Origin of the sequence: Pseudomonas brassicacearum (genome assembly GCF_003732265.1) — a bacterium.
Classification (GTDB): Bacteria; Pseudomonadota; Gammaproteobacteria; order Pseudomonadales; family Pseudomonadaceae; genus Aquipseudomonas; species Aquipseudomonas brassicacearum_D.
On record NZ_MOBK01000006.1, the window covers coordinates 71497 to 86582 of the forward strand.

At 61.0% G+C, this 15086-nt stretch carries 15 protein-coding genes; 7 read left to right on the forward strand and 8 right to left on the reverse strand.

Going from position 1 to position 15086, the window contains the following annotated elements; translation table 11 throughout:
- The first annotated feature begins 1 nt into the window (after position 1).
- Both BK660_RS12975 and BK660_RS12985 read left to right on the forward strand, forming a co-directional pair.
- Entirely contained in the window at positions 2–313 is a 312-nt protein-coding gene (locus BK660_RS12975; protein WP_059181570.1) for a YqfO family protein, read from the forward strand.
- Positions 314–713: 400 nt separating this feature from the next.
- Positions 714–1172, forward strand: a complete 459-nt coding sequence (locus BK660_RS12985) for a hypothetical protein (RefSeq protein WP_123433623.1) — start codon at positions 714–716, stop codon at positions 1170–1172.
- Positions 1173–1368: 196 nt separating this feature from the next.
- Here BK660_RS12985 and nagE read toward each other — a convergent pair whose 3' ends face one another.
- The 7 genes from nagE to BK660_RS13020 form a co-directional block, all read right to left on the reverse strand.
- On the reverse strand, positions 1369–3084 hold the full coding sequence (gene nagE, locus BK660_RS12990; RefSeq protein WP_123433624.1) for an N-acetylglucosamine-specific PTS transporter subunit IIBC: 1716 nt from the start codon (positions 3082–3084) through the stop codon (positions 1369–1371).
- Between the two features lie 42 nt (positions 3085–3126).
- Positions 3127–5643, reverse strand: a complete 2517-nt coding sequence (gene ptsP / locus BK660_RS12995; RefSeq protein WP_123433625.1) for a phosphoenolpyruvate--protein phosphotransferase — start codon at positions 5641–5643, stop codon at positions 3127–3129.
- Between the two features lie 35 nt (positions 5644–5678).
- Complete coding sequence (locus tag BK660_RS13000) at positions 5679–6701, reverse strand: SIS domain-containing protein (protein WP_123433626.1); 1023 nt, start codon at positions 6699–6701, stop codon at positions 5679–5681.
- On the reverse strand, positions 6682–7788 hold the full coding sequence (gene nagA, locus BK660_RS13005) for an N-acetylglucosamine-6-phosphate deacetylase (protein WP_123433627.1): 1107 nt from the start codon (positions 7786–7788) through the stop codon (positions 6682–6684). The genes BK660_RS13000 and nagA overlap by 20 nt, the downstream gene beginning before the upstream one ends.
- A gap of 17 nt (positions 7789–7805) precedes the next feature.
- The gene (locus tag BK660_RS13010) at positions 7806–8537 is read right to left on the reverse strand and encodes a GntR family transcriptional regulator (protein ID WP_123433628.1); all 732 of its coding nucleotides are present in this window, start codon (positions 8535–8537) and stop codon (positions 7806–7808) included.
- Between the two features lie 305 nt (positions 8538–8842).
- Positions 8843–9346, reverse strand: a complete 504-nt coding sequence (locus BK660_RS13015) for a L,D-transpeptidase family protein (RefSeq protein WP_123433629.1) — start codon at positions 9344–9346, stop codon at positions 8843–8845.
- A gap of 46 nt (positions 9347–9392) precedes the next feature.
- The gene (locus tag BK660_RS13020; RefSeq protein WP_123433630.1) at positions 9393–9944 is read right to left on the reverse strand and encodes an NUDIX hydrolase; all 552 of its coding nucleotides are present in this window, start codon (positions 9942–9944) and stop codon (positions 9393–9395) included.
- Between the two features lie 146 nt (positions 9945–10090).
- On the opposite strand from BK660_RS13020, the gene BK660_RS13025 reads away from it, so the two are divergent.
- From BK660_RS13025 to purT, 5 genes are all read left to right on the forward strand, one after another.
- The gene (locus BK660_RS13025; RefSeq protein WP_123433631.1) at positions 10091–10690 is read left to right on the forward strand and encodes a CoA pyrophosphatase; all 600 of its coding nucleotides are present in this window, start codon (positions 10091–10093) and stop codon (positions 10688–10690) included.
- A gap of 53 nt (positions 10691–10743) precedes the next feature.
- On the forward strand, positions 10744–11268 hold the full coding sequence (locus BK660_RS13030; protein WP_034154816.1) for a gamma carbonic anhydrase family protein: 525 nt from the start codon (positions 10744–10746) through the stop codon (positions 11266–11268).
- Complete coding sequence (locus BK660_RS13035) at positions 11265–11480, forward strand: DUF1289 domain-containing protein (RefSeq protein ID WP_123433632.1); 216 nt, start codon at positions 11265–11267, stop codon at positions 11478–11480. The genes BK660_RS13030 and BK660_RS13035 overlap by 4 nt, the downstream gene beginning before the upstream one ends.
- Before the next feature lie 204 nt (positions 11481–11684).
- Entirely contained in the window at positions 11685–12152 is a 468-nt protein-coding gene (locus tag BK660_RS13040) for a 7-cyano-7-deazaguanine/7-aminomethyl-7-deazaguanine transporter (protein ID WP_123433633.1), read from the forward strand.
- A gap of 99 nt (positions 12153–12251) precedes the next feature.
- On the forward strand, positions 12252–13433 hold the full coding sequence (gene purT, locus BK660_RS13045; protein WP_123433634.1) for a formate-dependent phosphoribosylglycinamide formyltransferase: 1182 nt from the start codon (positions 12252–12254) through the stop codon (positions 13431–13433).
- Positions 13434–13548: 115 nt separating this feature from the next.
- On the opposite strand, the gene BK660_RS13050 is transcribed toward purT, so the two are convergent.
- Positions 13549–14862: an MFS transporter gene (locus tag BK660_RS13050; protein ID WP_123433635.1), complete on the reverse strand. Its 1314-nt coding sequence runs from the start codon at positions 14860–14862 to the stop codon at positions 13549–13551.
- Positions 14863–15086: the final 224 nt, after the last annotated feature.

The following is a 15086-nucleotide window of genomic DNA, read 5'->3' on the forward strand; positions in this document are numbered from 1 at the left end:
CGTGTACAAGCTGAGTTTTTTTGTTCCGGCCAGTCATGTGGAACAGGTCAAGAGTGCCGTTTTTGCCGCCGGTGGCGGGCGGATCGGCGCTTATGACCATTGCGCGTGGCAGGTGCTCGGCCTTGGCCAGTTTCGTCCGTTGGATGGCAGTCAGCCGTTCATTGGGGAAGCGGGGCAGGTTGAGCAGGTTGAGGAATGGAAGGTTGAGCTTGTGGTCAGCGATGAGTTGATTCGCGCGGTGGTGGTGGCTTTGAAAGAGAGCCATCCCTATGAGACGCCGGCTTATGAGGTGTGGCGGTTGGAGGATTTTTGATCTTCTGGCTGTTGAAATGAGGAACCCGCTGATGAAGAGCAGCGGGTTTTTTATTGCTCGAGATTTGGACTGATGTGCGCAGTTCTGACTGTGGACCTGGCTAGAAGGTAATTTGCGGTAACGGCTACATCGCTTGAGGAAAAATCAGACAGCCTTTTCAGGTTGTCCGTCGGAAGTGCCAAGTCCAGCCTTTGTCCATCACAAACACTTCAATCCACTTGAGGTTCAAAGATGGAATTGCGGGACATAATTACTCCCAGGATTAATTCGAGCAGCACGCTTGGGCAGGCGCTAATTTCGATGTTCAAATCCGTCGAATTTGAACTAGTCGCTGAGGGCAACAAAGAGCCACCGACGACCGTTCTCACCAATATCTTGCAAGATTACCTGGAGGCTACAGATGGCGACGCCCCATAGCAGCCACGTCCTCTCATTCGCTTTGGACACCTTGGTCAAAAAACCTTTGAATCAAGCAGATGACGCTGCGCTGGTCAGCGCTGCCAAAGCTGTTTGGTACTCTGGTTTGAATCTTGAGAGTGAAGTAGCTGCTTTTCTAAACTGCCACACTGATGAGGTGGAAGTTCGGCGGGCAGGCTATTTACTCGAACGGTTTGCTCGTTTTGCTTGCGTGTCCGATAGCCGTGTGTCGGAAACCCTCAATGCTCTTGAGCTTTTTGCGTACTCCACTTCCAAGCAAGGGGAGGCGCCCTGTGCAGTCGTACCCCTTCGTAGGCGCCGTGATGTACTTGCCGTTTCTTGGGGGCTGAATGAAGGCCTCGGCCTGAAGGCTCAAGCTCTCATGCCATTCCAGACTCGGCATTACGAGGCAGAGCAGCGCGCAACGTCTGCTCGAGCTTAGGTGGGCGGCATCCCGATCCGCAGGGGTAGTTGAAATGATCAAGCCCGCAGGGCCGGTGATGGTCTACGAGCGTTGAGACCAAGGTGTTATTTAGGGCCTCATCGCGAGCAAGCTCGCTCCCACAGTGGATCTGTGCACGCCGAACCATTGTGGGAGCGGGCTTGCTCGCGAAGACTGACTATCAGTCGCCAACAATCTAAACCTTGGCACTCACCTCACTACGATTCACCAACACCTCCAGCGCATCACTCAAACTGGCGGCCTTGTCGCCGATCAGCAGATGCCAAACGTCACCTTCCAACTGACTAACCCCCTGGCACCCCAGCGCCTTCAAATCACACTCAGACAATACCTTGCCATCCGCCAGTTGCAACCGGATCCGGGTCATGGCGATACAGTCCATCTGCAACACGTTCTCGCCGCCGCCCAGCGCATTCAGCCATTGCTGCGCTTCCGGAGTGGCCACCGCAGACGGTTTCGGCGCATCAATCACCGCAGCAGGTGAAGACACAATCGCCCGCCCCAACGCCGGCATCGCCAACCGAATTTCATCGGCAATGCTGTCCGCCATCGGCCCGACCACCACCTGCAAACTCCCACCTTTACCTGGACGCACTACCGCCATCGCCCCCAGCGCTTTCAACTCGGCATCGTTGGCTTTGTTGCGATCCACCATGTCCAGCCGCAACCGGGTGGTGCAAGCGCCCACCGTGATCAAATTCTGTGCGCCACCCAATGCCTTGATGTAAGCACCGGCTCGCTCATTCTCGGTGATCACAACCTTGTCGCCCGTCGGCACCTCTTCACGGCCCGGCGTCTTGAGGTTGAAGCGGCGGATACAGAAATCAAACACCCCGTAGTAGATCACCGCATACGCCAGCCCCACTGGAATCACCAGCCAGCCGTTGGTGGATTTGCCCCAGCCGAGAATCATGTCGATGAAGCCGCCAGAGAAGGTGAAGCCGAGATGGATGTTGAGTGCGTTGGTGATTGCCATCGACAGGCCGGTCAACAGCGCATGCAGCAAATACAGAAATGGCGCGAGGAACATGAAGGCGAATTCGATCGGCTCGGTCACGCCGGTCAGAAACGAGGTGAGGGCCATCGACAGGAAGATCCCGCCCATGACCTTGCGCCGTTCTGGCAGGGCGTTGCGGTACATCGCCAGGCAGGCGGCGGGCAGGCCGAAGATCATCATCGGGAACATGCCGGTCATGAACTGGCCGCCTTTCGGATCACCGGCGAAGTAGCGTGACAGGTCGCCAGTGACCATGGCGCCCGTGGTCGGGTCTGTGAAGTTGCCGAAGACGAACCACGCCATGTTGTTGAGGATGTGGTGCAGGCCGGTGACGATCAACAGGCGGTTGAATACGCCGAAGACAAAAGCGCCGAAGCTGCCGCTTTCCATCATCAAGGTGCCGAAGCTGTTGATGCCTTGCTGGATTGGCGGCCAGATCAACCCGAAGATCACGCCCAGGCCGACGGCGGCAAACCCGGTGACGATGGGCACAAAGCGCCGGCCACCGAAGAACGCCAGGTACTCCGGCAGCTTGATGTCCTTGAAGCGGTTGTACAGCGCACCGGCCATCAAGCCGCTGACGATCCCGGCGAGCATGCCCATGTTGATGCTCGCATCCAGCACCTTGAGGGTGGAGATCATCACCAGGTAACCAATCACCCCGGCCAGGCCCGCGGTGCCGTTGTTGTCCTTGGCGAAACCGACCGCAATGCCGATGGCGAAGATCATCGCCAGATTAGCGAAGATCACCTGGCCGGCGTCGTGGATGATCGCGATGTTCAGCAAATCGGTGTCGCCCAGGCGCAGCAGCAATCCGGCAATCGGCAGGATTGCGATCGGCAGCATCAATGCGCGCCCGAGGCGTTGCAGGCCTTCGATGAAGTATTGGTACATGGCGAATCTCCCTGTGCTCTTATTGTTTGAGAGTTGTTGTTTTCAGCTCAGAGGCCATTGCTGGTGACAGGCGTGACGCACGGCCGAAGCGCTGCTCAGCTTGAGCAGGTCGTGGCTGATGCGTCGGCATTCGGCGGCGTCGAGGTGGCGCACGCGGTCTTTGATTTCGCCGATTTGCACCGGGCTCACCGACAATTCGCTGACCCCCAAGCCGATCAACACTGGCGTCGCCAGCGGATCGGAGGCGAGTGCGCCGCAGACGCCCACCCAACGGTTATGCACCGCTGCCCCCGCGCAGGTCTGGGCGATCAAGCGCAGCAGCGCCGGGTGCAGGGCGTCGACGCGTGAAGCGAGACCCGCGTGGTCGCGGTCCATGGCCAGGGTGTATTGCGACAAGTCGTTGGTGCCGATGGACAGGAAATCCGCATGTTCGGCCAAGTGCTCGGCCATTAATGCGGCGGCCGGGACTTCGATCATCACCCCAAGCGCCGGGCGTTCACTCACGCCGAGTTCAGAACACAACGCGTCAAGGCGCTTGCGAATGTGCAGCAGCTCGTCGACCTCGGTGACCATCGGCAACAGGATCCGGCAGCGCGATATCGGGCGAACATGCAGCAGTGCGCGCAGTTGCTGATCGAGCAGTTCCGGGCGCACTTGAGCCAGGCGAATGCCGCGCAAGCCAAGCACCGGATTGGCCTCGACCGGCAGTGGCAGGTAGTCGAGTTGCTTGTCACCGCCGACGTCGATGGTGCGGATGATCACGGGCTTGTCGCCCATCGCATCGAGCACGGCCTGGTAGGCGCAACGCTGTTCCTGTTCATCCGGCGCGGTGTTGCGATCCACGAACAGAAACTCGGTGCGCAGCAGGCCGACGCCATCGGCGCCATTGGCCAGCGCGTCGGCCGCTTCAGCGCTGGAGGCGACATTGGCGGCCACTTCGATGTGCACACCATCGAGCGTCAGTGCGCGGGTGTGCGCTTGGGACTGTTGAAGCGCGCGGCGTTGTTGATGATCGAGTTGCGCCTGATGCACCTCGGCCAGGCGTTCAGCGGTTGGTGTCAGTTCGAGACGACCACCGTCAGCGTCCAGCACCACCGATTGACCTTGCTCCAGGTTCAGCAGCGCCGCGCCCAGTGCAACCATGCAAGGCAAGCCTTTGCCGCGCGCCAGAATCGCCACGTGGGAGGTCGCGCCGCCCTCGGCCATGCACAACCCGGCGACGCCTTGCTGGCTGAGTTGCAACAGGTCGGACGGGGTCAGTTCATGCGCCGCGACAATGGCGCCCGCCGGCACGTCGTAATGCCAGGCTTCGCCGAGCAAGGCGCGCAACACGCGTTGTTTGAGGTCGCGCAGATCATTGGCGCGCTCGGCCAGCAACGGGCTGCCGAGTTGTTGCAGGACTTCGCACTGGGCGTCGATTGACTGGCTCCAGGCGTGGGTCGCGGCGATGCCTTGGGCGATGGAGGTATTCGCCGCGTCCAGCAGTGCCGGATCTTCCAGCAGCGCCAGGTGCGCTGCAAAAATCGCTTCTTCGTCGGTGTTCTTGTGCTTTTTCGCTTGGGCCAGGGTGTGCTGGATTTCGTTGCGCACGACGGTCAGCGCGGTATCGAGCGCATGCCGTTGTTGCTCGGGATCATGACGGCCGGCGTCAACTGGCAGGCTTATGGCGTTCAATCGGAACAGTGGCCCGCCAACCAGACCCGGCGCGGCACAAACACCGTGCAACACACCGGCCTCGGCGGGACGATTGCGTTGGGCGATCGGCGTTGGCGCGGCGGCGTGGCTGTCTTCGGCCAGGGCGGTGGACAGCGCGATCAACAAGGCTTGCAGCGCCGCTTCGGCGTCCGCGCCCTGGCAACTGACTTGCACTTCATCCTGCTCGCCGATCGCCAGGCCCATTAGCCCGATCAAGCTGTCACAGGTCGCCGATTTACCGCCGAAATGCAGCTGCGATTTGCTCTTGAAACCTTGCGCGGTCTGACGAATCAGCGCCGCAGGACGCGCATGTAATCCGCCGCGAAAGGCGACGTGGACATGCCCATTAACTTCGATGCCCGAGGCGTCGGTTTCGACGTGCGCGCCAGAGGCCTGCCGGCGAATGATGTGCAGCAACGGCTCGCCGACCTTGACCGATTTTAGGGTGATCGGCCGTGCCTGAAATTCCTGGCTGTTGGTCAGGATCATCAGGCTGACCAGGCTTTTGCACTGCTGCGCAACCTTGTCCAGGTCATAGCGCAACAGCGGCTGGCCATTGCTGACCCGCGCGCCTTCCTTGACCAGCATCGAGAAGCCTTCGCCCTGCAACTCGACGGTGTCGAGGCCCAGGTGCAGCAGCAATTCGGCGCCGTTATCGGCACGCAAGGTGATCGCATGCCCGGTTCGGGCGACGTGGACGACGACGCCGGCGCAAGGGGCATGAAGGGTGTCGTTCAGTGGGTCGATGGCGATCCCGTCGCCCATGGCGCCGCTGGCGAACACCGGGTCCGGGACCTTGGCGAGCGTGAGCACCGGGCCGCTGAGCGGGGCGCTGAGGGTCAGCTCTTTATTGTTGTTATGCATGGCTCGGTCTCATGAATAAATAACGACGATTCGGATCAATGGGTGCGCGTGACTTTGCTCAAATGACGCGGTTGGTCCGGGTCCATGCCACGGGCGACCGCCAATCCGGCGGCCATGACGTAGAAACTCTGGATCGCCAGGATCGGATCAAGGGCCGGGTGTTCGGCGCGGGTCAGGGTGAGGTCGCGTTCGGCGATGTCATCCGGCGCGGCCAGCAATACCCGGGCGCCGCGTTGGCGCATGTCGGCGGCGAGGCTCAACAAACCGGCCTGCTCGGCACCGCGTGGGGCGAAGATCAGCAGCGGATAGTGTTCGTCGATCAAGGCCATCGGGCCGTGGCGGACTTCGGCGCTGCTGAACGCTTCCGCCTGGATCGCCGAGGTTTCCTTGAATTTCAGCGCTGCTTCCTGAGCGATGGCGAAACCGGCGCCACGACCGATCACCATCAGGCGCTGGCAATCGCGCAGGGCGTCGATGGCCACGCTCCAATCCTGTTGCGCGGCGTCACGCAGACCTTCCGGCAGGGCGTTGCCGGCTTCGAGCAATTCCAGGTCTTCTTTCCAGTGCGCGATCAGACGAGCGCTGGCGCTGAGGGTGGCGATAAAACTTTTGGTCGCGGCGACGCTGCTTTCGGTGCCGGCCAACAACGGCAGGCTGAACTCACACGCCGCCTCCAGTGGCGAACCTTCGGCATTGACCATGGAAATGCTCAAGGCACCACGCTTGCGTAGCAGCCGCAGGCTGTTCACCAGATCCGGACTTTGCCCGGACTGCGAGAAGGCAAACGCCACCTGGCCGCTGACCTTCAATGGCGCTTGCTGCATGGTCACCACCGACATCGGCAACGACGCCACCGGAATGCCCAGCAGTTGCATGGTCAGGTAGGCGAAGTAGCTGGCGGCGTGGTCGGAGCTGCCACGGGCGACGGTCATTACCACTTGCGGCGGCTGACGGCGCAGGCGCCCGGCGATCTCGATCATCGACGGGTCGAGTTGCTGCAGTTGGGCTTGCACGGCCTCGAACGAGGACAGCGCCTCTTCAAGCATTTTTGAAGTCAATGTCTTCTCCTTCGACCATGACGGCGGTCAGTGTGAGTGAGCGATCCAGCCGCACGCAGTCGGCCCAGCTGCCCGGTGTCAGGCGGCCGCGTTCTTCAAGGCCGAGGTAATCGGCGGGGAATTGCGAAAGACGTTGCGAGGCCTCGGCAATCGGCAAACCGATCTTCACCAGATTGCGCAACGCTTGATCCATGGTCAGGGTGCTACCGGCGAGGGTGCCGTCGGGCAAGCGCACGCCGCCCAGGCATTTGGTCACGGTGTGGCTGCCGAGTTTGTATTCACCGTCGGGCATGCCAGCGGCGGCGGTGGAGTCGGTCACGCAATACAGGCACGGTATCGAGCGCAGGGCCACGCGGATGGCGCCGGGGTGGACGTGCAGCAGGTCCGGAATCAGCTCGGCGTATTTGGCGTGGGCCAGTGCCGCGCCGACGATGCCCGGCTCGCGGTGATGCAGCGGGCTCATGGCGTTGTAGAGGTGCGTGAAACTGCTCGCACCCGCCGCCAGCGCCGCGACGCCTTCTTCGTAGCTGCCGAGGGTATGGCCGATCTGCATGCGCACGCCGCGAGCGCTGAGGGCGCGGATCAAGGCGTCATGGCCGGCGATTTCCGGGGCGATGGTGATCACGCGGATCGGCGCCAGCGCCAGGTATTCCTCGACTTCGGCCATCAACGCGGTGTGGGCGAAGTTCGGTTGTGCGCCGAGTTTGCCGGGGTTGATGTACGGGCCTTCGAGGTGCACGCCGAGTACTCGGGCGCTGCCGGTCGGGCGCGTCTCGCAGAACTCGCCGACCGCTTTGAGCACGCTGGAAATCTCTTCGCTCGGTGCGGTCATGGTGGTCGCCAGCAGCGACGTGGTGCCGAAGCGCACGTGGGTTCGGGTGATGGTCTCGAAGGCGGTTGCGCCTTCCATGATGTCTTTGCCGCCGCCGCCGTGAACGTGCAGGTCGATGAAGCCCGGCAGCAGATAGGGCAGGTCATTGTCCGCCGGATCGCAGGGCACGCCTTCGATCGACACGACTTTGCCGTGTTCGTGAATCAGCCGGCCGCGAACCCAGCCGTGGGCGGTGAGGATGTTGTCTTCGGTCATGATCGTTTTCCTGGCGCTTAGCGGCGAAGCTCTGCAACAAAGTCGTAGTAGTCATTGCGGCAATAGGTGTCGGTGACTTCGATGGGCGTGTTGTCTTCCAGATAACCGACCCGGGTCATCAGCAACATGGCGGTGCCGGGAGCGATGCCGACCAGGGCGGCGAATTCGTCCGAGGCGTTGATCGCCTGGATGTGTTGCAGCGCGCGCACGATCGGTTTGCCGATGCCATCAAGGTATTCGTAGAGGGAGTCGCCCACCGCTTGCGGCTTGGGGATGATCGAGGCGGGCAGGGTGCTCATCTCGATTGCCATCACGGTGTCGTCGGCTTTGCGCAGGCGTTTGAGCCGCGCGACCTTGTCGTTGGGCGACAGGCCCAGGCGAATCAGTTCTTCGTGGGTCGGCGGGGTGATTTCCCGTTCCAGCCATTGCGAACCCGGAACGAAGCCCTTGAGCCGGAGCATTTCGCTGAAGCCCGAGAGACGCGACAGAGGCTGTTCCAGACGAGGGGTAATGAAGGTGCCGGAACCTTGGTTGCGGCGGATCAGACCTTGCTCGAACAGCACTTCCAGCGCCTTGCGTGCGGTGACGCGGGAGATGCCGAGCATTTCGCTGAGGCTGCGCTCCGACGGCATGGCCTGTTCGGCTTTCCACTGGCCGGCATGGATGGCCGCTTCCAGATTGCGCGCCAGTTGCAGGTACAACGGCGTGGGTTGGGTGTCGTCGGGGCGCAGGGCCTGGAGATCGTTCATGTCAGGAGTCCGGGGCGGATATTGGAATGTTGTCGCCCGTGAATGGTCTGGAAATTAATACCACTTAAATACCATGTCAATGCCAGTGCTTTGCTGTGGGCGTGGAAAAGCCGGCCCTGTTAAGCGGACTTTTAGGCGGGTGGGTTGAAGTGGTATTAACGAGGGGGTTTTTGAACGCAAAGATCGCAGTCTGGGGTGACGCTTGCACGGGGCATTGGTATCACCCCGGCAGGCGTTGTCTCAGGCTGCGATCTTTTGAAATTATTTTTTTGCTGGCGACCGAAGGTAGCGGTCAGGGACCACAGTTACGGACGAATCTCGATCATCGTGCCGTCCGGCACCAGGCTCCAGACTTCGCGCATGTCCATGTTGCGCATGGCGATGCAGCCATCGGTCCAGTCCAGGGTGTGGAACAGGTCTTCAGGGGTGTCTTCCGTGTCCGGGGTGCCGTGGATCATGATCATGCCACCGGGATCGACACCTTCACGCCGCGAACGGGCGGAGTCGCTGATGTTCGGGTAAGAGATGTGCATCGCCAGGTTGAAGCGATCGCTGACCTTGCGCCAGTCCACCCAATAGAAACCTTCAGGCGTGCGTTTATCGCCCTCCATCAGCTTTGGCCCCTTGGGGTGTTTGCCCAAGGAAATGCGATAAGTCTTGAGCGGCTTGCCGTCATTGATCAATTGCAATTGATGGGCGGACTTGAGAACCAGGACTTTTTCGATGACTTTGCCGTTCACGGTTTCCACGACGGAAGCCTGCGACATTGCGACGAACGACAAGCAGAACACGGCAAGCAACCAGCGCATTGAAACGATATCCCTAGAGGTGTCGGCTATTTTAGTTATAGATGTTTTAAGTGATGGCAGGCTGAGCAAGCGGCGGGATCGACTCGGACCGCACAGGGTAATCCTCGGCCCGCCGGTCAGCGAAGAAGCATTCTAAGGTACGGCCCACGGTGCGGAAAGCCAGGTCGGACCAAGGGATGTCGGCTTCTTCGAAAAGCTGCACTTCCAGGCTCTCGGGGCCGGCTGAAAAGTCCAGGTCCGCCAGCTCCGCGCGAAAGAACACATGCACCTGGCTGATGTGCGGTACATCGATCAGCGTGTAGATGCTCAGGTTGCGTACCCGCGCACAGGCTTCTTCGGCGGTTTCGCGAATGGCCGCCTGCTCGATGGTTTCACCGTTTTCCATGAAACCGGCCGGCAGGGTCCAGTAACCGCGCCGTGGCTCGATGGCGCGTCGACACAGCAACACTTTCGAACCCCAGGTCGCGACACAGCCGGCGACGATATTGGGGTTCTGGTAATGAATCGTATCGCAGCTGTCACAGACAAACCGCAGGCGCGAATCGCCTTCGGGAATGCGCTGGGTCACCGGGTTGCCGCACTGACTGCAAAATTTCATGCTTGGGTTCCTGAATGCTGGGCCTATCTTGGCGTGCGGCGGTGTCAGTCGGCAAGTTGTCGTTTAGCGACATGCCGTGTTTATGGGGTTGGGCGGTCGGTTCGATTGGTGCATGATGCAGGGTAAGGCACAGATCGAGAGCACTCATGCTGGACGAGCTACTTCATCGGGTAAGCAACCACACGCCGACAACGCTGGAAACCGATAAACGTTTCCCCGAAGCCGCGGTTTTGGTCCCCATCACTCGCAGTGATCAACCGGAAATGGTTTTGACCCTGCGCGCCAGCGGGCTCTCAACCCATGGCGGTGAAGTCGCCTTCCCCGGCGGTCGCCGAGACCCCGAAGACCCCGACCTGATTTTCACCGCACTGCGTGAGGCCGAAGAAGAAATCGGCCTGCCGCCGGGTCTGGTCGAAGTCATCGGCCCGCTCAGCCCGCTGATCTCCCTGCACGGCATCAAGGTCACGCCCTATGTCGGGGTGATCCCGGACTTTGTCGAGTACCAGGCCAATGATGCCGAGATCGCCGCAGTCTTCAGCGTGCCGCTCGAATTCTTCCGCAAAGACCCACGTGAACACACCCACCGCATCGATTACCAGGGCCGTAGCTGGTACGTGCCGAGTTATCGTTATGGCGAATACAAGATCTGGGGCCTGACGGCGATCATGATCGTCGAGTTGATCAACCTGCTCTATGACGCCAAAATCAGCCTGCATCAACCGCCCAAGAGTTTTATCAACACCTGAAGCCATCGTTCGTATGGCGTGAACCGAGCCTGCGTGGCCTTGAGGACAACAAGATGAAATATCGCCTGGGCGACGCCCGCGTCGAAACCCATCCGCAGAGCTGGGTCGCCCCCAATGCCGTGCTGGTGGGCAAGGTCAAACTGGAAGAGGGCGCCAACGTCTGGTTCAACGCCGTGCTGCGCGGCGACAACGAACTGATCCTGATCGGCAAGAACAGTAACGTCCAGGACGGCACGGTGATGCACACCGACATGGGCTTCCCGCTGACCATCGGCACCGGCGTAACCATCGGCCACAACGCCATGCTGCATGGCTGCACCGTGGGCGATTACAGCTTGATCGGTATTAACGCGGTGATTTTGAACGGCGCGAAGATCGGCAAGAACTGCATCATCGGCGCCAATTCGCTGATCGGCGAAGGCAAGGAAATCCCCGACGGTTCGCTGGTCATGGGGTCGCCGGGTAAAGTGGTGCGGGAATTGACCGAGCCGCAGAAAAAGATGCTCGAGGCCAGCGCCGCCCACTATGTGCATAACTCGCAGCGCTACGCCCGCGATCTGGTCGAGCAGGAAGAATGAGCGCCACAGAACGACCGGTGCTGTCGCCCTGCGTGAATATTTGCGCGTTGGACGACGATGACATCTGCACCGGGTGCCAGCGCACGGTGGAAGAGATCACCCGCTGGAGCCGGATGACCAACGACGAGCGCCGCGCGGTGTTGGGGTTGTGTCATGAGCGGGCCAAATCCAGCGGGTTGCTCTGGATGATCGGCAAAACCCCGGACGTGTAGCAGCTGCCGAAGGCTGCGTTCGGCTGCGAAGCAGTCGTAAATACTGAGTTCACGGTTTACCTGAAAAACCGAGGTGCCTGATTTTACGACTGCTACGCAGCCGGACGCAGGCTTCGCCAGCTGCTACAAGGTTCGCGTCGGGTTTGGTTGTTGGGCAGGGCTGAAGTAATCTGTGCGCCAAATTGACAGGTATCCCCACGCCCCATGCTCTTCCTGATCGCCTACATCAGCAGCGTCGTGCTGATCAACTACGCCTTTTCCACCGCCCCGCACCTCGACATCATCTGGTCGGCCTGGGGTGGGTTGGTGTTCGTGCTCCGCGACATGGTGCAAACCCGTTTCGGCCACGGCGCCATCGCCGCGATGCTGGCCGCGCTGGTGCTGTCCTACGTCACTTCCGATCCGTCCATCGCCTTGGCCAGCGCCACGGCGTTCGCAGTGTCCGAGTGCATCGACTGGCTGGTGTTCAGCATCACCAAGCGTTCGCTGCATGATCGCTTGTGGATAAGTTCGGCGCTGAGCATTCCCCTCGATACCTTCATCTTCTTCGGCATGATCGACGCCTTCACTCCGGCCGTGATTCTTACCGCCATGGGCTCGAAGTTCGCCGGCGTGACCGCCGTGTGGCTGATCATGGCGTGGCGCTTGCGCAAACAGGCCGTCGTCAGCTGAAGCCAAACCCTCTGGTTCATGTAAAATGCCGCGCTTTCTCCCCATGGGAAGCGCGCCAGGCGCCGCATCCCTCGATGATCCGCTTCTTGAGGACCTGAGATGACCCGTATCGGAACTCCATTGTCGCCAACCGCGACCCGCGTATTGCTGTGTGGCTGTGGTGAGTTGGGCAAGGAAGTGGTGATCGAGCTGCAACGCCTGGGCGTTGAAGTGATTGCCGTCGACCGTTACGCCAACGCGCCGGCCATGCAAGTCGCCCATCGCAGCCACGTGATCAACATGCTCGACGGCGCCGCCCTGCGTGCCGTGATCGAAGCCGAGAAGCCGCATTTCATCGTGCCGGAAATCGAAGCCATCGCCACCGCCACCCTGGTAGAACTGGAAGCCGAAGGCTTCACCGTGATCCCGACCGCGCGTGCCGCTCAGCTGACCATGAACCGCGAAGGCATCCGTCGCCTGGCCGCCGAAGAGCTGGACCTGCCGACGTCGCCGTACCACTTCGCCGATACCTTCGAGGACTACAGCAAAGCCGTTGAAGACCTCGGCTTCCCGTGCGTGGTCAAGCCGGTGATGAGTTCGTCGGGCAAGGGCCAGAGCCTGTTGCGCAGCGCCGATGACGTCAAAACCGCGTGGGACTACGCGCAAGAAGGCGGTCGTGCCGGCAAAGGTCGTGTGATCGTCGAAGGCTTCATCGACTTCGACTACGAAATCACCCTGCTGACCGTGCGTCACGTCGGCGGCACCACGTTCTGCGCGCCGGTCGGTCACCGTCAGGAGAAGGGCGACTATCAGGAATCCTGGCAGCCGCAAGCCATGAGCCCGGTTGCCTTGGCTGAGTCCGAGCGCGTTGCCAAAGCCGTGACCGAAGCCTTGGGCGGTCGTGGTCTGTTTGGCGTCGAGTTGTTCATCAAAGGGGATCAGGTGTGGTTCAGCGAAGTCTCGCCGCGTCCGCATGACACCGGCCTGGTGACCCTGATTTCCCAGGACCTGTCGCAGTTCGCGCTGCACGCGCGGGCGATTCTGGGCCTGCCAATCCCGTTGATCCGTCAGTTCGGGCCTTCGGCTTCGGCGGTGATTCTGGTGGAAGGGCAGTCGACCCAGACCGCTTTCGCCAACCTGGGTGCGGCATTGAGCGAGCCGGACACGGCGTTGCGTCTGTTCGGCAAACCGGAAGTGAATGGTCAGCGCCGGATGGGTGTGGCGTTGGCGCGGGATGAGTCGATTGAAGCGGCTCGGGCGAAAGCGACCCGTGCTGCTCAGGCTGTTGTAGTCGAGCTGTAACCGAGGCGCGGCCTTCGCGAGCAAGCCCGCTCCCACATTTGATCAGCGCCGAGCACAGATTTTGTGTTCACCAAAGATCGAGTGTGGGAGCGGGCTTGCTCGCGATGGCGGTTTATCAGGCGACTCGATTCAAATCGTTATGCCGCGTCTCCTTCAGGCACAGCACCGCAATCAAGCTCAGCACCGCCGCCCCCGACACATACCCTCCGACGTAACTCAACCCCCCCATCGCCACCAGTTTCTGCGCAAAGAACGGCGCCGCCGAGGCCCCGACGATCCCGCCCAGGTTGTAGGCAGCCGAGGCGCCGGTATAGCGAACGTGAGTCGGGAACAACTCCGGCAGCAACGCACCCATCGGCGCAAACGTCACGCCCATCAGAAACAGTTCGATGCACAGGAACAGCGCTACACCCCAGGTCGAACCGTGCGTCAGCAGCGGTTCCATCAAGAACCCGGAGAGAATCGCCAACACGCCACCGATGATCAGCACCGGTTTGCGCCCGTAACGGTCGCTGGCCCATGCCGACATTGGGGTTGCAGCGGCCATGAACAGCACCGCGAAGCACAGTAAGGCGAGGAAAGTTTCACGGGTGTAGCCGAGGGTCGATACGCCATAACTCAGCGAAAACACCGTCGAGATGTAGAACAGCGCGTAGCACACCACCATCGACCCGGCGCCCAGCAGCATCGGTGCCCAGTATTGGCTGAACAGCTCGACCAGCGGGATTTTCACCCGTTCCTGACGGGCCATGGCATTGGCGAATACCGGGGTTTCGTGGAGCTTGAGGCGCACGTACAACCCGACCATCACCAGGACGGCGCTGAGCAGGAAGGGAATGCGCCAGCCCCACGAGCGGAATTGTTCGTCATTCAAAGTCATGGCCAAGGTCAGGAACAGCCCGTTGGCTGCCAGAAAGCCAATCGAAGGGCCAAGCTGCGGGAACATGCCGAACCAGGCGCGTTTGCCCTTGGGCGCATTCTCCGTCGCCAGCAACGCCGCGCCGCCCCATTCACCGCCCAGTCCCAGGCCCTGGCCAAAGCGCAGCACGCACAGCAGGATCGGCGCCCAGGCGCCAATGCTGTCGTAACCCGGCAACACGCCGATCAACGTGGTGCAGACGCCCATCAGCAGCAGCGAAGCCACGAGGGTCGATTTTCGCCCGATACGGTCACCGAAATGGCCGAACAACGCTGAACCCAGTGGTCGCGCAAGAAAGGCGATGCCGAAGGTGAGGAACGCCGACAGCATCTGGGCGGTGCCGGAGGTCTGCGGAAAGAACACCGGCCCGATCACCAGCGCAGCCGCAGTGGCATAGACGTAGAAGTCGTAAAACTCGATGGCGGTGCCGATGAAACTCGCAGTGGCCACCCGGGTGGCGGAGTTCGTCGGCGCAGGCGTGGTTTCGGTATAAGTCGTGCTGGTCGTCATGCGGTTATCCCTGACAGTCATGTGCCCCAGTGGAGCGAATTATTATGGTCGAACACCCAGGGATGTGGGTTTTGATGCGGAGTGCGGGTAGCACTGGGGTGGGGCGGGGCTTGGGTAAGCGCCCCGATTATAGGAAGGCACCTAACGATCAAACAAGGGCAAATCCTTGTAGCAGCTGCCGAAGGCTGCGTTCGGCTGCGCAGCAGTCGTAAAACCAGACGATG